Annotated in this window: 23 protein-coding genes; 10 read left to right on the forward strand and 13 right to left on the reverse strand. The window is 63.9% G+C overall.

The genetic code is table 11. The features are described from left to right. Positions 1–277: 277 nt before the first annotated feature. Positions 278–1,567 carry a M20/M25/M40 family metallo-hydrolase gene (locus tag FXV83_RS12905; protein ID WP_148739553.1) on the reverse strand — a complete coding sequence of 430 codons (1,290 nt, stop codon included), beginning with the start codon at positions 1,565–1,567 and terminating at the stop codon, positions 278–280. A gap of 279 nt (positions 1,568–1,846) precedes the next feature. On the opposite strand from FXV83_RS12905, the gene FXV83_RS12910 reads away from it, so the two are divergent. Beyond that, on the forward strand, positions 1,847–2,935 hold the full coding sequence (locus FXV83_RS12910; RefSeq protein ID WP_148739554.1) for a TRAP transporter substrate-binding protein: 1,089 nt from the start codon (positions 1,847–1,849) through the stop codon (positions 2,933–2,935). A gap of 75 nt (positions 2,936–3,010) precedes the next feature. Here the strand turns inward: FXV83_RS12910 and FXV83_RS12915 are convergent, their stop codons facing one another. The 5 genes from FXV83_RS12915 to FXV83_RS12935 all read right to left on the reverse strand — a co-directional run bounded on the left by FXV83_RS12915 (position 3,011) and on the right by FXV83_RS12935 (position 7,889). Further along, entirely contained in the window at positions 3,011–4,666 is a 1,656-nt protein-coding gene (locus FXV83_RS12915; protein WP_148739555.1) for a TRAP transporter large permease, read from the reverse strand. Positions 4,667–4,693: 27 nt separating this feature from the next. Then, positions 4,694–5,275 (reverse strand): TRAP transporter small permease subunit, encoded by a 582-nt coding sequence (locus tag FXV83_RS12920; protein ID WP_148739556.1) that lies wholly within the window; start codon positions 5,273–5,275, stop codon positions 4,694–4,696. Positions 5,276–5,445: 170 nt separating this feature from the next. Further along, positions 5,446–6,474 (reverse strand): GTP 3',8-cyclase MoaA, encoded by a 1,029-nt coding sequence (gene moaA / locus FXV83_RS12925; RefSeq protein WP_148739557.1) that lies wholly within the window; start codon positions 6,472–6,474, stop codon positions 5,446–5,448. Positions 6,475–6,586: 112 nt separating this feature from the next. Next, complete coding sequence (locus FXV83_RS12930; RefSeq protein WP_148739558.1) at positions 6,587–7,069, reverse strand: hypothetical protein; 483 nt, start codon at positions 7,067–7,069, stop codon at positions 6,587–6,589. A gap of 103 nt (positions 7,070–7,172) precedes the next feature. Then, entirely contained in the window at positions 7,173–7,889 is a 717-nt protein-coding gene (locus FXV83_RS12935; RefSeq protein WP_148739559.1) for an HAD family hydrolase, read from the reverse strand. A 183-nt stretch (positions 7,890–8,072) separates the two neighbouring features. On the opposite strand from FXV83_RS12935, the gene rpiA reads away from it, so the two are divergent. Genes rpiA through gor form a run of 3 tightly spaced genes read left to right on the forward strand, consistent with a single transcriptional unit; the run spans position 8,073 to position 10,742 of the window. Further along, a complete protein-coding gene (gene rpiA / locus FXV83_RS12940) occupies positions 8,073–8,786 on the forward strand; it encodes a ribose-5-phosphate isomerase RpiA (protein ID WP_148739560.1) in 714 nt (237 codons plus the stop codon). Between the two features lie 2 nt (positions 8,787–8,788). After that, positions 8,789–9,307 (forward strand): DUF2059 domain-containing protein, encoded by a 519-nt coding sequence (locus FXV83_RS12945; RefSeq protein WP_148739561.1) that lies wholly within the window; start codon positions 8,789–8,791, stop codon positions 9,305–9,307. 46 nt (positions 9,308–9,353) lie between these two features. Then, positions 9,354–10,742, forward strand: coding sequence for a glutathione-disulfide reductase (gene gor, locus FXV83_RS12950; protein WP_148739562.1), 1,389 nt, complete (start codon positions 9,354–9,356; stop codon positions 10,740–10,742). Between the two features lie 34 nt (positions 10,743–10,776). On the opposite strand, the gene FXV83_RS12955 is transcribed toward gor, so the two are convergent. Next, entirely contained in the window at positions 10,777–11,916 is a 1,140-nt protein-coding gene (locus FXV83_RS12955) for a hypothetical protein (protein WP_148739563.1), read from the reverse strand. Between the two features lie 427 nt (positions 11,917–12,343). Between FXV83_RS12955 and FXV83_RS12960 the strand changes: the two genes are divergently transcribed. Then, entirely contained in the window at positions 12,344–12,652 is a 309-nt protein-coding gene (locus FXV83_RS12960) for a hypothetical protein (protein ID WP_235939518.1), read from the forward strand. A 456-nt stretch (positions 12,653–13,108) separates the two neighbouring features. Here FXV83_RS12960 and FXV83_RS12970 read toward each other — a convergent pair whose 3' ends face one another. The 4 genes from FXV83_RS12970 to FXV83_RS12985 all read right to left on the reverse strand — a co-directional run bounded on the left by FXV83_RS12970 (position 13,109) and on the right by FXV83_RS12985 (position 17,722). Then, positions 13,109–13,735: an FMN-binding negative transcriptional regulator gene (locus FXV83_RS12970; protein WP_148739565.1), complete on the reverse strand. Its 627-nt coding sequence runs from the start codon at positions 13,733–13,735 to the stop codon at positions 13,109–13,111. Between the two features lie 74 nt (positions 13,736–13,809). Next, positions 13,810–15,276 (reverse strand): MocR-like pyridoxine biosynthesis transcription factor PdxR, encoded by a 1,467-nt coding sequence (gene pdxR, locus FXV83_RS12975; protein WP_148739566.1) that lies wholly within the window; start codon positions 15,274–15,276, stop codon positions 13,810–13,812. Positions 15,277–15,326: 50 nt separating this feature from the next. After that, on the reverse strand, positions 15,327–15,923 hold the full coding sequence (locus FXV83_RS12980; protein ID WP_148739567.1) for a redoxin domain-containing protein: 597 nt from the start codon (positions 15,921–15,923) through the stop codon (positions 15,327–15,329). Between the two features lie 38 nt (positions 15,924–15,961). Next, complete coding sequence (locus FXV83_RS12985; RefSeq protein ID WP_187435862.1) at positions 15,962–17,722, reverse strand: MOSC and FAD-binding oxidoreductase domain-containing protein; 1,761 nt, start codon at positions 17,720–17,722, stop codon at positions 15,962–15,964. Positions 17,723–17,984: 262 nt separating this feature from the next. Between FXV83_RS12985 and FXV83_RS12990 the strand changes: the two genes are divergently transcribed. The 5 genes from FXV83_RS12990 to FXV83_RS13010 all read left to right on the forward strand — a co-directional run bounded on the left by FXV83_RS12990 (position 17,985) and on the right by FXV83_RS13010 (position 20,845). Next, positions 17,985–18,365 carry a nuclear transport factor 2 family protein gene (locus FXV83_RS12990; RefSeq protein ID WP_148739568.1) on the forward strand — a complete coding sequence of 127 codons (381 nt, stop codon included), beginning with the start codon at positions 17,985–17,987 and terminating at the stop codon, positions 18,363–18,365. Between the two features lie 389 nt (positions 18,366–18,754). Then, on the forward strand, positions 18,755–19,219 hold the full coding sequence (locus FXV83_RS12995; protein WP_148739569.1) for a tellurite resistance TerB family protein: 465 nt from the start codon (positions 18,755–18,757) through the stop codon (positions 19,217–19,219). A 2-nt stretch (positions 19,220–19,221) separates the two neighbouring features. Further along, positions 19,222–19,584 (forward strand): hypothetical protein, encoded by a 363-nt coding sequence (locus FXV83_RS13000; RefSeq protein WP_187435863.1) that lies wholly within the window; start codon positions 19,222–19,224, stop codon positions 19,582–19,584. Further along, on the forward strand, positions 19,581–20,219 hold the full coding sequence (locus tag FXV83_RS13005) for a TerC family protein (protein WP_148739571.1): 639 nt from the start codon (positions 19,581–19,583) through the stop codon (positions 20,217–20,219). The genes FXV83_RS13000 and FXV83_RS13005 overlap by 4 nt, the downstream gene beginning before the upstream one ends. Positions 20,220–20,266: 47 nt before the next feature. Next, on the forward strand, positions 20,267–20,845 hold the full coding sequence (locus FXV83_RS13010) for a TIGR00645 family protein (RefSeq protein WP_148739572.1): 579 nt from the start codon (positions 20,267–20,269) through the stop codon (positions 20,843–20,845). A gap of 46 nt (positions 20,846–20,891) precedes the next feature. Here FXV83_RS13010 and FXV83_RS13015 read toward each other — a convergent pair whose 3' ends face one another. Together FXV83_RS13015 and FXV83_RS13020 are read right to left on the reverse strand one after the other, a co-directional pair. Further along, positions 20,892–21,860, reverse strand: a complete 969-nt coding sequence (locus FXV83_RS13015; protein ID WP_148739573.1) for a helix-turn-helix domain-containing protein — start codon at positions 21,858–21,860, stop codon at positions 20,892–20,894. Positions 21,861–21,973: 113 nt separating this feature from the next. Continuing rightward, entirely contained in the window at positions 21,974–22,912 is a 939-nt protein-coding gene (locus FXV83_RS13020) for a LysR family transcriptional regulator (RefSeq protein ID WP_148739574.1), read from the reverse strand. Positions 22,913–22,943 lie beyond the last annotated feature (31 nt).

A 22,943-nucleotide genomic window follows, 5' to 3' on the forward strand; every position in this document is an offset into this window, starting at 1 on the left:
GACCGCGGGAAGCGGTCGTCTCGAAGGACGAGGCGCGCGCTCAGGCCGCCCATAACGCCATATGCGATCGCCCTGCCCCTTGTGGGAGAGGGTGGCTCGCCGCGATAGCGGCGAGACGGGTGAGGGGTCTCGCTCCGCGAGTCCCACTCTCAATTGAGCGCTCGGAGAAGACTCCTTATCCGGCGCCATAGCCGATGCGAAGCATCGGCGTTCTTAAGAACGGCGGCCGAAGGCCGCCTATGCCACCTTCTCCCACAAGGGGAGAAGGAAGAAGGCGCTATTTCAGCTTGCCGGTGGACAGATCCATGATCATGCGCGTGGCCAGATAAAGACGCGGCACGATGCTGTTGAGCTGCACATATTCGGCATCGTTGGAGTGCGCGCCGAAGCCCGACAGGCCCATGCCTTCCACCACCGCTCCCTTGGTCTTGAGCGCGGCAAATGCGGCGTCGGTGCCGCCCCCGGTCGCCTTCTCGTCGACCTTGAGGGACAGTCCGAGCTCCTGATAGATCGTCTTGCCGTAGGCCGCCACGCCGCGCGAGGCGTCGTTGGCCTCTAACGGCGGGCGACGCACCTCGAATTTCAGGTCGACCTTTGAGTCGGGCAGCAGACGATTCCTGATCTTGTCCCGCAGCGCCTTTTCCAGCTCGTCGAAATCCGCCACCTTGAGCGCACGCGCATCGGCCTGGGCGGTGGCCTCGGCAGGGATCACGTTGCGGTTGGTACCTGACTTGGCGACCGTCCAGTTGAGCTTCAGGCCCTGCTCGGGCCTGGACAGGTCTTTCATCTGGAGCACCTGGTGCGAGAGCTCGTACAGGGCGTTGACGCCGCCCTCGGGCCGTGCGCCCGCATGCGACGACTTGCCCTGCACCGTGAGATAGGCCGAGCCGATGCCACTGGTGGCGAGGCGCAGCGTGCCGTCGGTACCACCGCCTTCGAACGAGAACACGACATCCTGATCCGCGGCGAACCGGGTGATGGTGCTGCGCCAGCCGGGCGAGGAGATCTCCTCGTCGCCATTGGTGAGCACTGTGAGTGTGCCGAAATCCTTGAAATTCAGCTTCTGCAGCAACGCCACGGTATGGAGAATGAGCGCGACGCCCTGCTTGTCGTCGGCAATGCCGAGGCCGTAGGCCTTGTCGCCGTCGATGCGGAACGGTTGGTCCTTCAGCATGCCTTTCAGGTACACCGTGTCCATATGGGCGATCAGCATGATCCTTTTGCTGCCGGTGCCCTTGAAGACGGCGCGCACGGCCGGGCCGATCTTCTCGGGCGTGTCGTCGAGGCGATAGATCTCGGTGGGCTGCAGGATCTCCACCGTGCCGCCGAGCTGCTTGAGCTGCGCGGCGACGCGCTCGGCGATCTGGTTCAGGCCGTCGAGGTCCTTGCTGCCGGATTCGATGCTGACGAGATCGCGCAGCGTGTCGAGCAGCGGCTGCTGCTCCTTTTGCGCCAGCGCATGGACGTCAGGGATGGGCTCGGCATGCGCGATGGTTGCGGCACATGCCAGCCAGAGCGACGCGAGCAACGGACCAACGAGCGATGGAGCAGAGTGCGATCGGAACATGAGCGGCGGACCATGGTTTTCGAGGATGATCCGGTATGCCCGTGTTTCCGGCGCCTGTCACGCGCCCGGCTCACGTGTCATGCACTGGCGGAACATGATTGGACGGCCATGGCCGCTGGCCGTCTAAGCCTAAAGTAGCAGGACGGGGTTGGCGGGGGAGCTGGGCATTTTGTGTCCCTTACCTTCGTGGGGATGGAAATCGGATGACACATGTTCCATGCTGTCTCGAAGCCTCGGCAAGAAGGCCCATAATCACAATCCATCAAGGTAGAGGAAATCATGAAGAGAAGAGACTTCATCAAGGTCACAGGGCTTGGTGCAGCGGGTGCGGTGACGCTCGCCGCTCCTGCAATCGCGCAGTCGACGCCGGAGATCAAGTGGCGCATGCCGACGAGCTGGCCGAAATCGCTCGACACGCTCTACGGCGGCGCCGAGATGATGGCGAAGATGGTGGCGGAAGCGACTGACAACAAATTCCAGATCCAGACGTTCGCGGGCGGCGAAATCGTGCCCGGGCTGCAAGTGCTCGACGCAGTGCAGAACGGCACCTGCGAGATCGGCCACACCGCGTCCTACTACTATTTCGGCAAGGACCCGACCTTTACGTTCGGCTCGGCGGTGCCGTTCGGACCGAACATGCGCATCAACCAGGCCTGGTACATGCTGGGCGGCGGGCGGGAAGTTCTCAACGAGTTCTACAAGAAGTACAACGTCGTCTCGCTGCTTGCCGGCAATACCGGCTGTCAGATGGGCGGCTGGTTCCGCAAGGAAGTCAAAGTGCCCCAGGACTTCAGCGGCCTCAAATTTCGCATCGGCGGCTTTGCGGGGCGCGTGTTGCAGAAGCTCGGCGCGGTGCCGCAGCAGATCGCCGGAGGCGACATCTACCCGGCGCTCGAGAAGGGCACCATCGACGCCGCCGAATGGGTCGGACCGTATGACGACGACAAGCTCGGCTTCGTCAAGGTCGCGCCGCACTACTACTTTCCGGGCTGGTGGGAAGGCGGCCCGATGCTTCTCGCCTTCGTCAATCAGGACAAGTGGAACGCGCTGCCGAAGCACTACCAGAGCGTCCTCGAGCAGGCGGGCCACTTTGCCAACAACTGGATGATGGCCAAGTACGACCAGTCCAACCCGCCGGCGTTGCGGCGCCTGCTCGCCGCGGGCGCCAAGCTGCATCCGTTCTCCCCGGAGATCATGCAGGCCTGCCTGAAGGCCGCAAAGGAACTGCACACCGAAGTCGCGTCCACCAATGCGGATTTCAAGAAGGTGTACGACTCGCTGACGGCCTTCTCAACCAACGGATATCAGTGGTTCCAGGTCGCCGAAGTCGGCTACGACAACTTCATGGCGCGCAACTCGCAGAGCTGACCGCAGCGCGCCGTTGGCCAAACGAAAAACCCGGAGCTGTGGCTCCGGGTTCTTTTTTTGCGGGCGACACCAGCTCTATTGTTTCGGTTGGCCGAAGTCGAGCGGCGGCAGCTCGATCTGCGGAATCTCGATCTTGATGGTGTTCGGATCGATGTTGGACTGCACGCCCTTGTAGTGCATCACCATCGAAGGGAACGCGATGACGATGAGCACCATGATGATCTGGATGACGACGAACGGCACCGCGCCCCAATAGATCTGCCCCGTCGTGACCGGGTCCATGCGTTTGCCGGTGACGCGATCGGTATAGCGTTCTTTCGGCGCGACCGAGCGCAGGTAGAACAGCGCAAATCCGAACGGCGGATGCATGAACGAGGTCTGCATGTTGATGCCGAGGATGACGCCGAACCAGATCAGGTCGATACCGAGATGCTCAGCCGCGGGCCCGAGCAGCGGGATCACGATGAAGGCAAGCTCGAAGAAATCGAGGAAGAACGCCAGCACGAACACGAAGGCGTTGACGAAGATCAGGAATCCGATCTGTCCGCCGGGCAGGGAGGTCAGCAGGTGCTCGACCCAGACATGGCCATTGACGCCGTAGAAGGTCAGCGAGAACACGCGGGCGCCGACCAGGATGAAGACGACGAATGCGGACAGCTTCGCCGTCGATTCGATGGCCTGGCGGATCAGGTCCCAGCTCAGCCGCCGCTTCATACCGCCGAGAATGAGTGCGCCGGTCGCGCCCATCGCGCCGCCTTCGGTCGGCGTGGCGAGGCCGATGAAGATCGTGCCCAGCACCAGAAAGATCAGGAACAGCGGCGGCACCATGACGAAGGTCGTCTGCTGCGCCAGCTTCGACAGGAAACGGAAGCCCGTAAGCTTGTCGATGATCCAGTTCACGATGGCGACGAAGAACGCGAATAGGATGCCGAAGAACATGCTGAGCACGACGTAGTCGGCGCCATGGCTCTCCGAGCTCCGCATCATGAACCAGCCGAAGACGCAGCTCGCCAGGAACAGGACACCGAGCGAGGCCAGACCCCGGCTACCGCTGTCCTCGCGAAAGCCAATCGCATCCTTGGGAAGGCCCGGGGCGGCCTTCGGGAAGATCACGGTCACGAGGAATGCGTAGAGGGCATAAAGGCCCGCGAGCACCAGGCCCGGAACGAACGCACCTTCGTACATGTCGCCCACGGACTTGCCGAGTTGGTCGGCCATCACGATCAGGACGAGCGAGGGCGGAATGATCTGCGCCAGCGTGCCGGAAGCTGCGATGATGCCGGTCGCCATGCGCCGGTCGTAGCCGTATCGCAGCATGATAGGCAGTGAGATCAAGCCCATCGAGATCACCGACGCCGCGACGACGCCTGTCGTCGCCGCAAGCAGTGCGCCGACGAAGACCACGGCATAGGCGAGGCCGCCGCGGACGGTGCCGAACAACTGGCCGATCGTGTCGAGCAGATCCTCCGCCATCCCGGAGCGTTCGAGCACCAATCCCATGAAAGTGAAAAACGGAATCGCGAGCAGCGTGTCGTTGTTCATCACGCCGTAGACGCGTTCGGGCAGGGCCTGGAGAAAGTCGGGGTGGAACTGGCCGAGCTGAATCCCGACCACGGCGAAGATCAGGCCGACGGCGCCGAGCGAGAATGCAGCGGGATAGCCGAGCAGCAGCACGACCACCAGCGACGCGAACATAATCGGCGCCATATTGGCGATAAGAAACGCGGTCATCAAATTCCCCCTCAAACGCCGCCGGCGCTACTTCTTCTCGATGGCCTCGACGAGGTGCTCGACCTCCGCCTCGATTGCCGACACCTGCGACTCGTGAGGGTCGGGGATCATGCCGCGCATGATTGCGATGCGCTTGATCAGCTCGGAGATGCCCTGAACGAATAGGAAGGCGAACGCGATCATAATGAGCGACTTGGCAGGCCACTGCGGCAGGCCGCCCGCGTTGCCCGACTGCTCGTTGAGCTGGAACGAGCGCTGGAAGAACGGTACGCCGGTGATCATCATGACCACCGTCAGCGGCAGCAGGAAGACCGCGTGGCCGATGATATCGATCACGTTGCGAGCCGTCTTAGGCAACATGTTATTGATGATGTCGATGCGGATGTGCTCGTTGTCCAGCAGCGTCCAGGGCGCGCACAGCAGGAAGACGATGCTGAACAGCACCCATTGCAGCTCGAGCCAGGAATTGGAGGATGTATCGAACGTCTTTCGGACGATCGCATTCATGGCCGAGATGATCACGGCAACCAAGATCAGCCATGCCAGACGCTTGCCCGTCCAACGTGTGAACGCGTCAATTCCATGGCTCAGCTTTAGGAGCGCTTGCAACGATAGGTCCTCCCCCGATTTTGCCCCGGCCGTCTTGACTGCGCCGAGTGGCGCGTGGCTTGTCTCGCCGCGCAGGCATGAGCAGCCGCACCAAACCAGCGAGCGTGCTGCCAGTCAATCGGAAGTTTGTTGATAGTTAAGGGGAATAAGGCTCCCGTCGCGGATAACCGCTACCCGCCGGTCACGCTCATGTGGCGGCTGACGCTGGGGCGGTCGTGGCGGCGGTCGATGATGAAGTCGTGGCCCTTGGGCTTCAGGCCGATGGCGCGGTCGATCGCATCCGCAAGCAGCACATCTTCGCTGGAGGCACGCAGCGGCTTGCGCAAATCGGAGGCATCCTCGTGGCCGAGGCAGGTGTGCAGTGTTCCCGTGCAGGTGATCCGCACCCGGTTGCAGGATTCGCAGAAATTATGGGTCATCGGCGTGATGAAGCCGAGCTTGCCGCCGGTCTCGGCGACGCTGACATAGCGCGCCGGCCCGCCGGTGGTCTCGGCTAGATCCGTCAACGTGAATTGCTGGGCGAGCCGCGCGCGCACCAGCGACAGCGGCAGATATTGGTCGATGCGGCCCGCGCCGATCTCGCCCATCGGCATCACCTCGATCAGCGTCAGTCCCATGCCCTTGCTGTGGGCCCAGCGCATCAGGTCGGGAAGCTCGTCCTCGTTGAGGTTCTTCAGCGCCACCGCGTTGATCTTGACGCTAAGGCCCGCGGCGCGCGCGGCCTCGATGCCATCCAGAACCTTGTCCATCTCGCCCCAGCGGGTGATCTCGCGAAACTTCTTGGGATCGAGCGTGTCGAGCGAGATGTTGATGCGGCGCACGCCGCAATCGGCGAGTTCCCTGGCGTATTTCGCCAGCTGAGTGCCGTTGGTGGTCAGCGTCAGCTCGCCCAATGCGCCGGTTGCGAGATGGCGCGACAGCGAGCGCACCAGTGTCATCACGTTGCGGCGGACCAGCGGCTCGCCGCCGGTGAGCCGCAGCTTCTTCACGCCCTTGGCGATGAAGGCCGAGCAGAGCCGGTCGAGCTCCTCCAGCGTCAGCAGGTCCGCCTTGGGCAGGAATGTCATGTCTTCCGACATGCAGTAGAAGCAGCGCAGGTCGCAGCGGTCGGTGACCGAGACGCGCAGGTACGAGATGGTCCGCCCGAACGGATCGGTCATGGGGCTCGACAGCTGGGCGAGGGCGGAGGATCCGTTCATACAACAGGCCTTGTCACTAACGGCGAGGTGCGCACCTTTGCGTCAGCGGTGCTGTGGAAGCAATCAATCTAAGCATCAGGCGTGGCAAGGACAATCGGGCGCGGCACGGAGATCAGCGCTTGCCGGCGCTCGGATCGGGGAACGGCGACCCCGCGGCCGGTGCGGCGGCCGGTGCCGCGGCTGCGGCCGGTTTCGGCTTCTTCGGCCGGTGCGGTTTCCTCACCGGCTTGGGTGGGGTGGCCGGCTGGAGCTGGGCGAACACCGGATTCGGGTCGGTGGTGACGGAGGCGGGCGTGGTGAGATCGCCGGGATTCCTGATGACGTTCACCGGCACGCTGGCCGGCTGGAACTTGTTCAGGGCGTAGCTGACCGTGAAGGGCGCGTCGGGTGAGGGAACCGAGACGGAGCAGGGCGTCTTGCAACCCGGGCCGAGCGAGGTATTGGCGTCGGCGCCCGGCGGGCTGGATTCGAGCTGGACCTGGAGGGTCGGCGGGGCCGATTTGAACATGTCCCAGGACACCGAGGAGCAGCCGCCAAGACTTGTTGCTCCAAAAAGGCTCGCTGCCGCTAACGCAATCGCGATGACACGACGCATGATCATCCACTTCCACTGCGACGAACCGCCGCATTCCCCCCACCGACCTTAGGGGCGGGGATTTTCCCGCGCAACCGGTGGACGGCGCATAGTTAATCGTTGGTTAACGCGGAACTTCTTGGGATTGCGTAGCGATTTCAGGGCCTTTGGCCGTCATCAGACTGCTGGCGGCAGCCGGCAGGTCGCGCATGTGATGGATCAGCCGGTCCGGCTTGAGGTCCGCGATCGGCACGTCCGTGTAGCCGAAGCTGACCCCGATCACAGGCACGCCGGCCCGCCGAGCCACCCCGACATCGGGTCCGGCATCGCCGACCATGATGCTGGCCGTGAGCCGCCCGCCGGCCTGGGCCACCGTCTCGCGCAGGATGGTGGGGTCGGGCTTTGGAACGCCAAAGGTATCGGCACCGCAGATCGCCGCGAACCGGCGGCTGAGGCCGAGCTGGTCCAACAGCCGCTTCGACAGCCATTCCAGCTTGTTGGTGCAGACCGCGAGACGGTGGCCTTGCGCCGCAAAATGGTCGAGCGCAGCCTCCAGCCCCTCGAAGGGCCGGGATTCGACGGCGATATGGTCGGCGTAATAGGCGATGAAATCCGCCGTCAGCCGGTTCATGTCCGCGAGGCTGACGGTACGGCCCTCGGCCTCCAGGCCCCGCTCGATCAGCTTGCGGGCGCCAGCGCCGATCATGTTGCGGGCGGACTGCATCGGCACCGGCGGCAGCCCTTCGCGGTCGAGCACGTGGTTCAGCGCGCTGATCAGGTCGGGCGCCGTATCCACAAGCGTACCGTCGAGATCGAAAACGATGGTGTGCGGGGAGGTCATGCACGAAAGCGCTATCGGTCCGGCCGTACCGGCGCAAGGGGCGGGCCCATAAGATCAGCTTATAGGCCTGTTCCCCAGACCCTGTTCTCCGGGGGAAAACGAGGCTACACAGGCCGCCGAACGCGGCCTATGCCGGCGGCACACTCTTGGGATCGGACTCTTGGGATCAGAGGCGGACGCAATTTGAACATGGACCAGTTGAAGCGGGAGGCGGCGGCGCGTGCGCTCGAGGAGGTGCGTGACGGCATGCAGCTCGGGCTCGGCACCGGCTCGACCGCGAAGCATTTCGTCGAGCTGCTCGGCGAACGCGTGCGCGCCGGGCTCAAGGTGATCGGCGTGCCGACCTCGGAGGCGACGCGCCTTGACGCCGTGCGTTGCGGCGTGCCGCTGACCACGCTGGACGAGATCGACCATCTCGACATCACTATCGATGGCGCCGACGAGATCGATCCCGCGCTCAATCTGATCAAGGGCGGCGGCGGTGCGCTTTTGCGCGAGAAGATCGTGGCGGCAGCTTCTGATCGCATGATCGTGATTGCAGACGACAGCAAATGGGTGGCGACGCTCGGCCGCTTTCCGCTGCCGGTCGAGGTCATCCCGTTCGGGCTCGGCGCAACCCGGCGTGCGATCGAGAAGGCATTTGCGCAGTGCGGCGTTTCCGGGCAAATGGCGGTCCGCAACGGCAAGGATGGCCACGTTTTCGTCACCGATGGCGGCCACTGGATCGTCGATGCCCAGCTCGGACGGATTGAGGATCCGGCTCATCTCGCCACGGCGTTGAGCGCGATCCCAGGCGTGGTCGAGCATGGTCTGTTTATCGGCTTGGCCAGCTCGGCCGTTTTGGCGGGTGGCGAGGGAATTCGCGTGATTGAACGGCGAAAGCCGAAAGGAGACTAGGAATGAAGAGCGTTTTGAAATTGTTGCCGGCCGCGGCCCTCGCTGTGGGACTGGCCGTTTGCGCCGGCCCGGCCCTGGCCCAGCAGGCGGCGGCGCCAAAATCGTCGCCGGCCGCGATTGCGGCGGCCAAGGAAATCCTGGCGATGAAGAATGCCAGCGCGATGTACGCCAACGCGGTGCCGGGCATGGTCGAGAAGACCAAGGGCGCGCTGATCCAGCAGAACCTCAACTACCAGAAGGATCTGAACGAGGTGGCGCCGATCGTTGCCCAGCAGCTCAACGGCCGGGAAAAGGAGATCGGAGAAGGCATGGCGCAGGTCTATGCCAGCGAGTTCACCGAGCAGGAGCTGAAGGATCTCGTTGCCTTCTACAAGTCGCCGCTCGGCAAGAAGCTGGTCGAGGCCGAGCCCAAGGCCATCGGCCTCAGCATGGCGTTCATGAATTCATGGGCGCAGAACTTCACAGAGACCGTGATGGGCGCCTTCCGCGCCGAGATGCGCAAGCGTGGCAAGGAGATCTGATCGATACTATCTGATCAGAAGTCCTTGAAAGGGGTCGGAGTGGACAATGGCTGAATTCGACGTCGACCTCTTTGTCATCGGTGGCGGTTCGGGCGGCGTGCGCGCCGCCCGCATCGCGGCGGGATACGGCGCCCGCGTGACGGTCGCGGAAGAGTATCGCATGGGCGGCACCTGCGTGATCCGCGGCTGCGTGCCGAAGAAGCTCTTCGTGATCGGCTCGCATGTCCGTCACGAGATCGAGGACGCCGCCGGTTTCGGCTGGACCATTCCGCCCGCGACCTTCGACTGGCCGACATTGATCGCCAACAAGGACAAGGAGATCGCGCGGCTGGAGGCGGCCTACACCGCCAATGTCGAGAAGTCCGGCGGGCAGATCGTCAAGAGCCGGGCGCTCATCGAGGACAAGCACACCGTCCGTCTGATCGAGAATGACCGCAAGATCACCGCAAAATACATCCTGATCGCAACCGGCGGTGCGCCCAACCATGGCGCCTCGATCCCCGGCATCGAGCATGTCATTTCCTCAAACGAGGCCTTCCATCTCAAAAAGCTGCCGAAGCGGATCGTGATCCAGGGCGGCGGCTACATCGCGCTGGAATTCGCCGGCATCTTTGCCGGCTTCGGCTCCGACGTCACCGTGATCTATCGCGGCGACAACATCTTGCGCGGCTTCGACGACGACGTGCGCGCTCACGTGCGCGCCGAGATGGAGAAGCAGGGCATCACCATCCTCACCGCCTGCACGGTGACCAAGGTCGATCGCCATGGCGAGGAATTCACCACCCATCTGTCGAACGGCTCGAGCGTCGCCTCCGATCAGGTGATGTTCGCGATCGGCCGGCATCCCAACGTCGCCAATCTCGGCCTGGAGAAGGCCGGCGTCGCCATCAATCCGAATAACGGCGGCATCGCGGTCGACCATTTCTCCAAAAGTTCGGTCGACAGCATCTACGCGATCGGCGACGTCACCCATCGCCACAATCTGACCCCGGTCGCGATCCGCGAGGGGCACGCCTTCGCCGACACCGTGTTCGGCAAGCGCGAGGTGAGGGTGGATCATTCGACCATCCCGACCGCGGTGTTCTCGCAGCCGGAGGTCGGCACCGTCGGCCTCACCGAGACCGAGGCGCGGGCGCAGTTTGGCCATGTCGACATCTACAAGACGTCGTTCCGTCCGATCAAGGCGACGATGTCCGGCCGCGACACCCGCGTGCTGATGAAGCTCGTCGTCGACGGCGCGTCAGATCGCGTGCTCGGCTGCCACATCGTCGGCGATGCCGCCGCCGAGATCATCCAGGCGGTCGCGATCGCCGTGAAGATGAAGGCGACCAAGGCCGACTTCGACGCTACCTTCGCGCTGCACCCGACCGCCGCCGAAGAGCTCGTCACCATGCGCACTCCGACCGCGCGTCACGTGCGGCAAGCGGCGGAGTAGGGCGCCACGAGCGCCGCTCGGGCGAGGCTTGCGCCTACGCGTACAAATATCCGACCGGCTTGCCTTCGGTGCGCAGGGGACGAATGTCCCTCCGTGTGATGATCTGAGCGGCCAGGCCGTCGATTTCGTCACGCTGGGTCGGCGTCCAGCTGCGAAGGTTGTTCATGCCTTGCAGAAGGCCGAGCCGGAGGACCTGGGTGTTTTCACCGACGCCGACGAGGCTTGTCGCGTTTTTGCCGGCCGTCACCACATCGCCGGCCGTGAGCTCAAAGCTCTCGCCAGCCTTGTTGCTGAATTCGGCGGTGCCGCGAATGACGCGGTAGATGACGACCTCGCCTTTGGCAAAACAGGCGCCGTCCGCTGCCGTCGACGTGCTCTTCGGCAACAGCGACTGGCCGCGCGGGTCGGTCGCGATGATATGGCCGGTGACGAGATGACCGCTCGGGATTTCGATGCCGATATCGCGCACGTAAACTGGCGTGGCCGATTTGATCGGACTATCGGACAGCGGCTTGAACAGGGCATCCAGCGCCAGCGGATCCTGAAGCCAGAAGCCTGCATTCGCCGGGCGATCATGCAGCGGATGGCTCCAGGCCACCCGCGGCGTCTCGGCTTCGTCGATCTGATCCGGGCCAACGATTGTCGGGTTCGGAAAGGTCGTCGGATCGGTGATGAAGGCTTCGAGGAATTTGCCGGAGTAGCCCATGGAGATCGGATCCGGCACCACCGTCTGCGGCGTCCTCAGGTTCTCTTCGGTCGACAGGCCGGACCAGGTGTAAAACAGCTGGCGGTGGACGATCGCGCTTTGCAGCATCACTGCGCCTGGGCCAACATTGTAGAAGCGTCCATCGTAGTCGAAGGTGAACGCGCCCGAGGTCACCAGCACGAGCTGAAAGCTACCCGGCGGAAGATGGAGATGGAAATCGGTGGGGCCGGTGTCCGGGCGATAGATCGGCAGATTCGTCGCGACTTCATGAAGCAGGAAGGTTTCGTTGTTGGCGTGAAAGCCCGCGTCCGCACGGTTGTAGAGGGCTTGCGGACGATAGGTCGCCTCATACTTCGCATCCCGGTCGCGATCGATCGCGACGAAATCCTGGCTGTTCAGGCGCAGCGGCGCGCCAGCCGGCCGCGTGAGGCCAGTTGTTTTGAGATCGCCCGCAGCATGCACGTTCATGACATCCTCCAATCCGAGCAATCCGCCTAGTGGGGAGTGCCGCGAGACTCGGGCCTGATGCTGCCCTGCGAATTCTGGGCCAGTTGTGGCGCAGAGCGGCGCATCGATTCGTTTGCCTGCTAGCGGCGGGCCCCGATTGGAAAAATCGAGATTGCACGGGATGTTAAGTCGGTCGATTCTCCGTGCTGCGTTTGCCTTCCTCGCAAACGCTCGCAGTGAGCCAGAGTTAGCTTGTCTAATTTGTCGGCAAGCCTCGCCAAGGCGAGTGCAGCGGCGAGCGGATGCGGCGATGGCGGATCGGCCGCGCAGCAGTTGGATTGCGGTCCCGGCCGGCCTCGATCGGAAGTCGGGCGAGACCAGTCCGCGCATCGATTGACATTTTGTTCATGATTTGTTCTTATGCTGCAACCGTACCTGGGAGGCAGCGATGGACAACCGTATCAACGAAATCCGCAGAACCATTAGGGCGCTCCGCGTCAGCATGCTCGAGGCTGAAGCCATCGTGCGTGAACAGATCAACCGGTATGAGGACTGCAGCTTCGTGGCGCAGGAGATCCTCAAGATGCGTTCGGTCATGAGCCTGCTGGCGAGGGAGCGGACCGCGCTCGGCGATGACGAGCCGATTCTCGTCAACTGCCTGTTCGTCCCGCGGCGCCGTCCGGCGCGAAGCTCGGTTGCTGTGCGTCCCCTGAAGTACGGTCCTGTTTCCGCTCAAGGCCTGGCGGCGAGGATCTGACGCGGGAAGGGCGGCTCATTCGAAGGATTGACGCGAGATCAGCTCGGGCTTGCCCGAGGGACTGTCGGCCCACTTCGCCATGTCCATCGTTCTTGCGTCCAGGCTTTCGCACCACAAGCAACGGGGCTTTGCACGGCCGTTCTCGGATAGGATAGGGACCAGGCCATGGCCGCAGCCGGGGCAATAGGCGACGTGGTTCATGCGTTTCCTCCGCGACACAACAAGTTGGGAGCGATGTTTTCGTTCCCCAGGCTTGCGCGGGCGCTATGACGGTGCCTGGACGCTGCCTGCGGTTGCGGCGCGTTCGGATGTCGTCGATGCAGCGATCCGTCGTGACACCGCTGCGAGCTCCAGCGTCGGGTACTGCATCGACGGCCGCATTGCCCAACATGCGTGCTGAGACGCACACCTGACGGGACGATAGCTCCCGACAACGGATTCCGGGGACCGCGAGCATCAGGCCGAGAGCGGGATGAGAGGCGCAACCTCGCGATCCTGCGCGTTCTCGCTTGCCGCAAGACCTTGTGCGACGCCGACACGGTCGGCCTCGGGGCGGTTCTGGTTCATCTTGCGCTTGCCTTCGAACCGCACGACGGGAATGCGCAAACCCACGATTCCGCGCAATTGTGCGGCGATGAAATCGGCGGGGGCGTCATCGACGGCCCAAGGCTTTGCGCGCGAACTTTCGTGCCTGTTGGTCAGCCGAGTTACCGCCTCAAGCAGGCGCTCCGGCTCGTGGAAGAATTCGACCGGGCCGTAGGCATGCACGGCAACGTAGTTCCAGGTCGGGACGACCTTCCCGGTTTCCTGCTTGGTCGCGTACCAGGACGGTGTCACATAGGCGTCGGGACCGCTGAAGATGGCCAGCGCATCTCCGATCGGCGGCAGCTTCCATTGCGGGTTGGCCTTGGCCACATGTCCGTACAGCACGCCATGTTCTCCCTCGCTCTCGTCGAGGAAGAGCGGCAGCGGCGTGGCGACCGGACCGTTGGTCGTAGCCGTCACGAGGCTAGCGAGGCGGGCACCGCGGATGGTGGACCGGATGCTCTCGATATCGTCTTTGAAGGCCGGGGGGATGTACATGGTGTGTCTCCGCTCTTGGTCCGGAGATAGCCGAAGCCTGGTCTGGATTAAACGACCAGTTCAGCGAAGTTTTATCAGTCCAGTTCATCGACCGTCTGGGCCAGAAGCTTGCAGCCGCGTTCGATCTGCGCAGTCTCCAGAGCCGAATAGCCCATGATGAGGCCGACTGGCTCCCGCGACCGCCGAACGCCGACGAACAGCGCGGAGACGGGATAGATGCCAACGCCCTTGGCGCGAGCCGCCTTGACCAAGGCATCCTCACGCTTTTGCGGCACGCCGTCGAACCAGGCCACCACGTGCAGGCCTGCGGCCGTGCCTTCTATCCGGACGCGATCGCCGAAGCGGCGGTGCAACGCATCGACCAGTGCCTGCTGGCGTTCTGCGTTGCGCCGGCGCACGCGCCTGATGTGGCTGTCATAGGCGCCACTTTCCAGCAACGCGGCGAGGGCGTCCTGCTCGGTGAGCGGCGTGTGCCGGTCCATTATCTGCTTGGCGGCGGCGAATAGGGGTCGCAGCCCAGCGGGCATGATAAGGTAGCCGATCCGCAAGGTCGGGGAGAGCGTCTTGGAGACGGTCCCGAGATAGATCACGTTGTCGCTGCCCTCCAGCGCATGTAGTGGCGGGATCGGCTTGGTATCGTAGCGATACTCGCTATCGTAATCGTCCTCGATCACGTAAGCTTCGGCCTTCCGCGCCCAGGCGAGCAATTGGTGCCGGCGCCCGATCGGCATGACGCCACCGAGCGGATATTGATGCGATGGCGTCACGTAGGCGAGGCGGGCCTCGACCCCGTCGAGGCGGGCCGTCTCCAGTCCATCCGCGTCGACCGGGATCGGCACCGTCTCGGCGCCCGTCGCCGCAAAAGTGTGCCGCGCCATCTGGTAGCCGGGATCCTCCATCACGAAGCGGTCGCCGGCATCGAGCAGCAGGCGCGCACAGATGTCGAGGCCCTGCTGGGAGCCGTTCACGACGACGATCTGATCGACGTCGCAGCGAACGCTTCGCGATCGCCACAGATAGCCCTGAAGTGCGGTCCGCAGCCGCAGCGAGCCGCATGGGTCGTCATAGGCCAGCCGCTCGGGCCTGCGCGCCATTGCAGCAATCACGGCCTTCTTCCATGCCAGTACCGGGAAGTCCGATGCCGAGAGCTCGCCATAGCGGAAGTTCGCGATGAGCCTGTGCGGCGGCTCGGTCCAGCGCGGCGGGTCCTGAAGCAGCCGCTCGCCGAACGCCGACAGCCGCACCTTGCGCGCCGACGTCCGGGATGAGGCGCGCGCGCGTCCACGGTCGACGACGGTGCGGGCAACGCGCGGCCGTGCGCCATGGCGCGTCTCGATGAAACCTTCGGCGGCGAGCTGTTCATAGGCCACGGTGACCGTCGAGCGCGCCACGCCCATCTCGCCCGCAAGCGCCCGCGACGACGGCAGCAACCCGTCGATCCCGTACACCCGCGCCAAAATCTGATTTCTCAGGGCTTCGTAGATCTGGCGCGCGCCCATGCGGCCGGCGCGACGTCCGGGATTCGGCTTCATCTGGATCATCCACATTCCAATCCGGCATTCGTCCGAACGGACGGTGCCGGAAGGTGCTTCTAATCCCGTTCGCCGAGAGTTTCGACGTAAGCCTTGCCGTAGGGGTGAAAATGCTCCTTCTTGCCCTGGTCCCAGAGTGCTTTGAGTCCGGGTGCCGTGATGTCCCAATCCGGACGGCATTTCCTGCTGACGGCTCGCAGATCCTGGCGGAGTTCTTCGACGGTCGGACGACCGAAGAACCAATAGCCATTGTAGACCTTGTGAATGACAAGGCGGGGTTCCAGCACGATGACGTGCGGAATCATCGGATTGTGGACCGGATCTGTATATTCGGCGATATCGAGATCCTTCTGAACGATACGCCGCGGATCGGAGAGAAAAGGCCAGTGCGCACCCACGCCGCTGCGGTACTCGCTGGTCTGGCTGATGGTGTCGGTCGTGATCGTGACCATGCGGCAGTAGCCCACCTCCATCTCCCGATGCAGTTGCAGCAACCCTTCGGCCTGCCGTCGATCCTTTGGACAAAAACCGCCGCGACCCAGCACGAGCACCATCGGATCGTCACCCTGCAACTCAGAGAGCTTTCGATGCTTTCCGGTGTGATCGCTGAGCTCGTAGTCCGGGAAGATGGCTCCCTCTACGATGTCGGTTCGCATTTGAATCTCTCCACGGTTGGTGCAGTTGCGTCGCCTGATCAAAGATCAATCACGATGTCGCCTTCGGGGCGTGAGCAGCAGACCAGGACATTGCCGTCCGCAGGGGCATCGATAGGGTCCGGCCGATAGCTGACCGTTCCTGCCACGAGCCCGGTCTCGCAGTTGTGGCAGACCCCCGTTCGACACGACCAGCGTACGGGAACGTCGCAGGCCTCGGCCAATTCGAGCAAGCTTCCATATGATGGCGACCAGCGAACATTGATACCGCTGCGTCCGAACGAAACGTTCGGTCCCGGGCCGGGTGGCCCGACCGGCAGATGCGGCGGCGTCCGCGACAATGGAGCAATGCCGGGCGTCAGGGACGGCTTCGCGCCGAACAACTCGGTATGGATGCGATCGGGCGCGACGCCTGAGGTCGCAAGGCCGGAGGTCAGATCGCTCATGAAGGTTGCCGGCCCACAGATATAGAAGTCACTATCGCGCGGTACGTCGAGAGCCTGGAGCACTCGCATATCCAGACGGCCAGCCGTATCGAAGTCCATGATGGGCCGATCGCCCGGTGTCGGCGCGCTGTAGCAGATGTGGCTGTGGTGGTGAGCCAGTGCACCCAGCAGTCCGCGCGCCTCGGCCGCAAACGGATGTTCGCGGCCGTTGCGTGTCCCGTGCAGCCACCAGACGTCCCGGGCCGATGCCTGCGCCGCCAGCGCGTGAAGCATCGCGAGCACCGGCGTCACGCCGATGCCAGCACTCAACAGCACGACAGGCCGCTCGCCCTGCCGCAGTGTGAAACCTCCGCGCGGCGCACTTGCGTGCACGATGTCGCCAGCGCGGAGCTCATCGGCGATGAAAACGCTGGCCGCACCGTGCACCTCCCGCTTGACGCTGACACGGTAGCGCGCGGTGCCAGGCTCTCCCGACAACGAATAGCTTCGCGTCAGCGCCGGCGCGGAATCCGGCGTCAGCTGCAGCACGACGAACTGCCCGGGCAGAGCCGCAGCAACAGGCTGTCCGTCGGTCGGCTCGAGCGCGAGCGAGGCCACACTGTCGCTTTCTCGCACCTTGCGCGCTACGCGAAACGGGCGCAATCCGCGCCACGCCGGAGGTGGGCCGGACGCTGCGACAAGTCCGGGATTTCCCGTTGCCGCACCGTCTTTGCGCTGCTGGGTCAATAGCGCTTCGAACGAATGACGCCAGCCGCTGCTCAGCGCCGGAATGCGCAGCGCGTGCTCCAGGCGATCACGGGGATGTCCCGGCGTGTAAAGCAGCGCGTTGATCTCGACCACGCTCATGCGCTCGGGCCCCGATGCGACCTGCGTGATCTCGTCGCCGGCCTGTACCTGCCCTTCCTCGATCACACGAAAATAGAACCCGGGCCTGCCGTGCTTGACGAGCAGGGCCGCCATTTCCGGCTCGTTCAAGCGGATGCCGAGGCGGTAACAGGTCACGCGTGGCTGCGTCACCTCGAGCACGGCGTTTCCGATCCGGTAGCGGTCCCCGATGCAAACCTCCGCGTCCGCGAGGCCCTCGACGGTGAAATTCTCGCCAAATTGCCCGTAAGCAAGGTCCGTTCGACCCAATTGCCTCTGCCAGTACCGGTAAGACTCGTCCTGATAGACGAAGACGGCGCGGTGTTCGCCGCCGTGCCCCGCCACATCGCCTTGGCCGTCGCCGTCGATGTTGAGCCGGCGCGCCATGCGCGGGCCTTCGACCGGTGCTTTCCAGATGCCGGTATGAACGGTCCTGCCTTGCCACGTCACGTCCCGCGGCAAGCCGACATTGACTGAAAGCAGACGGGCCATGATGTTTCCCCCGGTGCTGATCACGTGAATTGCGAACCGCTGTCGCGAGCGACTTGCGCGTTGATCGTCGCCCGCAGCCTAATCTGCACCCAAACCGTATCGCTAGCTCGTTAGCCCTTGTTAGACGTTGCTAGGGCAGCCTTGCCGCTGGAATTCTGGGTCATCAGATGTAGGCGGCAGGGTGTATCTTCCGTCCCGGGAGCGTCGGTTTCAATGGCGTTCCGCGGTCGCGAGATGACAGAAGCCAGAATCGGAGATGGAGATGGACGATCGAGCCATATCGGCGGCGCTCAGGCGTCATTGGGAAGCCTCCGACGCAAACGATTTCGAGGCCGAGCACAACCTCTATCGCGAGGACGCGGTGCTCGATTATCCGCAATCTGGCGAGCGCATCCACGGCCGGAGGAAGATTCAGGAGAGCCGCTTCGTACAGCCCAACAAGAAGCGCTTCACGGTCCGGCGCATTGTCGGCGGCGGCGATCTCTGGATTACCGAGCTCGTCCTGTCCTATGACGGCGTGCCGTCTTACGTCGTGAGCATCATGGAATTCCGCGATGGACTTGTTGCTCACGAAACCCAATATTTCGGCGATCGGTTCGATCCGGGGCCTTCGCGTGCGCATCTGGTCGAGCGGGTGGGGTAGATCGCTTCGGTGTCCCCGCGCCCGGGAATGCAAATTGAGGGAGCCGCGCTCGCAATGACGGTGTTGAAGCAGTCAAGAATAATATCTCAGCACCTTCGCCGGGACGATCGCGAGGATCTTGCCGCATTCCGCAACATGGAACCGATGCGGCCGCTGGTCGCACTATGGCCGCCTTGATTCCGACAGACCCATCTTTATGTGTGGAGCGAACAAGAATCCGGGCCCCTCTGGCGAGGCCGCCGACGATGTCGGTAAACCTCGTGATGTCGGATGACCTGTCCCGCGCGAATGCGATGGATCGGCCGATCGTCGGGCCTAGCCTGTCTCTCCGACCCAATCGTCCCCATCGCAGCTCCGCGCGGCCATTTGCGCAAGATAAGGGAGCAACGATGTCTGACGCCAACCAACCAAACCCGATCGAGATCACCGAACCGTCGAGCCTCAACGAACAGGCTGCGGCGGCGCTGGTGATCGCCGGTGCGCTCGTCGCGGTGGCCGACCGGCAGGTATCGCCGTTGGAGCGCGATGAGGTGATCCGCTTCGTCAGGGATCGCAAATTGGCGCCGCACATCACCGACGACCGGCTGTTCGCAATTTTTGATGAACTCGCGGAACGGCTCGAGGAGCCCGACTTTGCCAATGTGGTGATCGACACGCTGCGTCCGGTCTCGGACCTGCCGCTCGCGACGCATCTGATGGACCTGTCGGAACGCGTCGCGGCGGCAGACGAGGATGTGCATCCCCACGAAGTGCAGGCGATCAAGCTGCTGCGCCTGCTGACGCTGGTGCTGCCGCGCGCAAAGCCGGTCGTCTCAAATGCGCGCGCCGAACAGCGCGCCGTCTCAGAGGAGTGAGCATGAGCGTAGCCCCGGACGAACCCTCGACAGCTGCCGACGGCGCTGCCGGCCCGTTGGCCGGCGGCGATCCGCGCCTCGATAAGCTCGTTCATCGGCTGCCTCCGCGCTTCGCCGGCACCGTCACCTATCTGCTGCAACCGTCCAGTCGCTGGGTCAGGATTCCCTCCGGCGCGCTGCTCATCGTCGGTGGCGTACTCTCGTTCCTGCCGGTGCTCGGCATCTGGATGCTGCCGCTTGGGCTTGCGTTGCTCGCCGAGGACGTGCCTGCGCTGCGCTCGTCCCGTTCGAAGGTCTTCGACTGGATCGAGCGGCGGAAACCGCAATGGCTCGATCCGTCCCCATCCAGAAATGAACAGTCATGACTGAATTCATCACTGCGGAGGCGCTGAGCGCGCTGCTCCAGGTCGTCTTCATCGATCTCGTGCTGGCCGGCGACAACGCGGTCGTCATCGGTCTTGCCGCCGCCGGCCTGCCGGCCAACCAGCGTCGGCGTGCCATCGTGGTCGGCATCATGGCTGCCACCGCGCTCCGCATCGTCTTTGCCGGGGTCGCGACCCAGCTCCTGCAGGTGATCGGCCTGCTCCTCGCCGGCGGCGTGCTGCTGCTGTGGGTGTGCTGGAAGATGTGGCGCGAGCTGCGTGAGCAGGCCGCGCACAGGAGGGAGCTCGCGTTCAGCCACGGCGGCGGCGCAAGCGCTGCGGCGGTGCCGCGAAAAACCTTCGGCCAGGCGGCGGCACAGATCGTCGCCGCCGACGTCTCGATGTCGCTCGACAACGTGCTCGCGGTCGCGGGTGCCGCGCGCGAGCATCCGTATGTCCTGGCCTTTGGCCTGTTGCTGTCGGTCGCGCTGATGGGCATTGCCGCCGATCTGCTCGGCCGCGTGCTCCAGCGGCAGCGCTGGATCGCCTATGTCGGCCTCGCCATCATCGTTTACGTCGCCTTCGAGATGATCTATCGCGGCTCGCTCGAGCTCGCGCCGGTCATCGCGAGTCTCTAAAGCCAAATCTTGGAAGCGCGTCTTCTGTTTGCAATCCGGAGTGATCCATGACGTCTGAACCCAAAGCAGCTTCGGCGCTGTCCGCGCCGCCGCAGATCGGGCCGTTTGCCCAACTCATCTTCGGCTCGCGCTGGCTGCAAGTGCCGCTCTATGTCGGCCTCATCGTCGCGCAGGCCGTCTATGTGCTGCTGTTCCTCAAAGAGCTCTGGCATCTGGTCGCGCACTCGTTCGACGCCAGCGAGCAGCAGATCATGCTGGTCGTGCTCGGGCTGATCGACGTCGTGATGATCTCGAACCTTCTGGTGATGGTGATCGTGGGCGGCTACGAAACGTTCGTTTCGCGCCTGAACCTGAGCGGCCATCCGGACGAGCCCGAATGGCTGAGCCACGTCAATGCCAGCGTGCTCAAGATCAAGCTCGCGATGGCCATCATCGGCATCTCCTCGATCTCTCTGCTCAGGACCTTCATCGAGGCGGGCAATCTCGGCACGACGCGCAGCAATTTCACCGAGACCGGCGTGATGTGGCAGGTGCTGATCCACCTGACCTTCATCATCTCCGCGGTCGGCATCGCCTGGGTCGACCGCATCAGCGAGAGCGGGCAGCGCAAGTCCGGCCACGGCTGAGCGATGAAGTGCGCCGGGATTGGCGGCAATCGTCGTCGCACCGGGGTCAGAAGCGAAGCGTGGCGTCCGCAAAATATCGGGCGTTTGCCAGCGTCTCGGACGGCATCTCGCCGAATATCGTCTTGTAGACCTTCGAAAATTCGCCCATGTGCCAGAAGCCGTTCGCGAGCGCTGCGGCTTTGATGGTCAGTCCGTTGCCTCCGGTCATCAGCTGCGTGCGAACCGACCATAAGCGCTTGAGCCGCAGGTAATGATGCAGGCTGACGCCATGCACCGCGTGTGTCGCGGTCTGCAGTGTGCGCACGGATATGCCGAGCGCGCTCGCGAGATCGTCGCTGTAGAGCGGCTTGCTGCCGAACAACGCGACCACTTCGTCGAGACGCGCGATCAGCCCGCGGTGCTTGTCGAACGATCCGCGTCGCGCGGCCAGCGCGTCGGCCGGCACGAGGGTTGCGTCGAGGCAGGCGAGCAGCGTCTCCTGGATCGGCCGGTTGAGCGCTTCGAATTGCCGGGGATCGTTGCCTTCAGCGGCCAGGCGAAACATGTTCAGGATCGTGGCGCGCAGGCGTGCCATCGTCTCGTCATGCGGCCGGAAGAATCCGAGCCCGCGGTCGTAATCCGCCCAGCCGCGATGCCGCATGTCCGAGTTGAAGCGCATCATCAGGTAGGTGTTGGGATGCTCCTCGACACACTTGACGGGGACCCTGCCGCGCACGACGCCCACGGTCGAATTGTCGATCTCGCGGCCGTTGCTGATCGAGTGATAGCAGAACGGGACCACGAGGCCGATGCCATGGTCGGTGCCGACATCGACGTCGAGGCGGCGGGCAAAGGCGCGCTGGAGCACGAACAGCCCGTCCTGAAGCGGCAGGATGGCGCGGGACAAGGAGAAATCCCGCGGGCGAAGCGGCACGCTGGTGCCGAGGCCGAGCACCTCGTTGGCACGAAATTGGCCGAAGTCCGAGAAGCGCTCGATGCCGAGAACGCGCGACGGCTTCAGCTGATGGAGCGGCATTGCGGAATCCTGGAGGCGGTGGTCTGGGTCGGCGGGCTTAATCCGCGACAAGTATCAGATGGCCTGCCACCAGCCATATTCCGGATAACTACTGCCGGTTCGGCGACGCTTCATCACGCAACGTGCGGATAGGCCGCGTTCTCCTGCCGCTCGCGCTCGCCGAGGTCACGCACCAGCTCCTGGAGAAAGGACTCGGTGTAGTCGGGCAGGGTGCGTTCGGCGCGGACATAAATTCCGAGATCCGACCACACCGGGCTGCCGGCATTGTCGAGCGGCAGGAAGACGAGCTGGCCGTCGCGCGACAGCCGGCCGATGCCAAGCTGGGTCTGGAATGCAACGCCGACGCCGCGCACGGCGAGCTCGCGCATCAGGTCGATCGAGTTGACCTGGATCGCAGGTTCAGGTGTCTCGGGCAGCTGCGCGATCAGGGGCTGGAGCAGGTGATAGATCGACAGCTCCGGCAGGGCATGAATGACGGGGAAGGCGAGGCATTGGGCCAGCGTGACCGTCTTGCGGCGTGCCAGCGGATGCTCGCGCGCGACCACCGCGCCGAGCCGAAAGCGCTTCAGCGCAGCCTGCCGCAAGTCGGGCGGGTGCCGCAGCGCCATGGCAATGCCGATATCGGCTTCACCGCGGCTCAAGGCTTCCAGCACGTCCGACGATCCCTTCACCTCGGTGGTGAAGCTGACGCGGCGGGCGCGGCCGCGATGCGAGGCGATCAGGTCCGGCAGCACCGATTCGGTGAGCGACTCGATGCAGGCGATGCTGACGGTGCCATGCCACGTGCCTGACAGCGACTGCACGTCCGAACGAAAGCGATCGAGATCCTGGAGCACGTTCATGACGTGCCGGGCCAACATCTCGCCGACCGTCGTCAAAGTCAGACCGCGCGCATTACGCTCGAACAAGGGCGACCCAACCTCTTGCTCCAGCTTGAGAATTTGGCGGCTGACCGCAGAGGAGGCGACGTTCAGGACCCGTGCCGCGGCCCGGATCGAGCCGGTGCGGCGGACCGCGTGGAAATACTGGATGGAAGGTGAGTGAAATCGCATGGGCCCCCCGGTCGAACGTAACCGGTATGAG

Source organism: Bradyrhizobium hipponense (assembly GCF_008123965.1).
GTDB lineage: Bacteria > Pseudomonadota > Alphaproteobacteria > Rhizobiales > Xanthobacteraceae > Bradyrhizobium > Bradyrhizobium hipponense.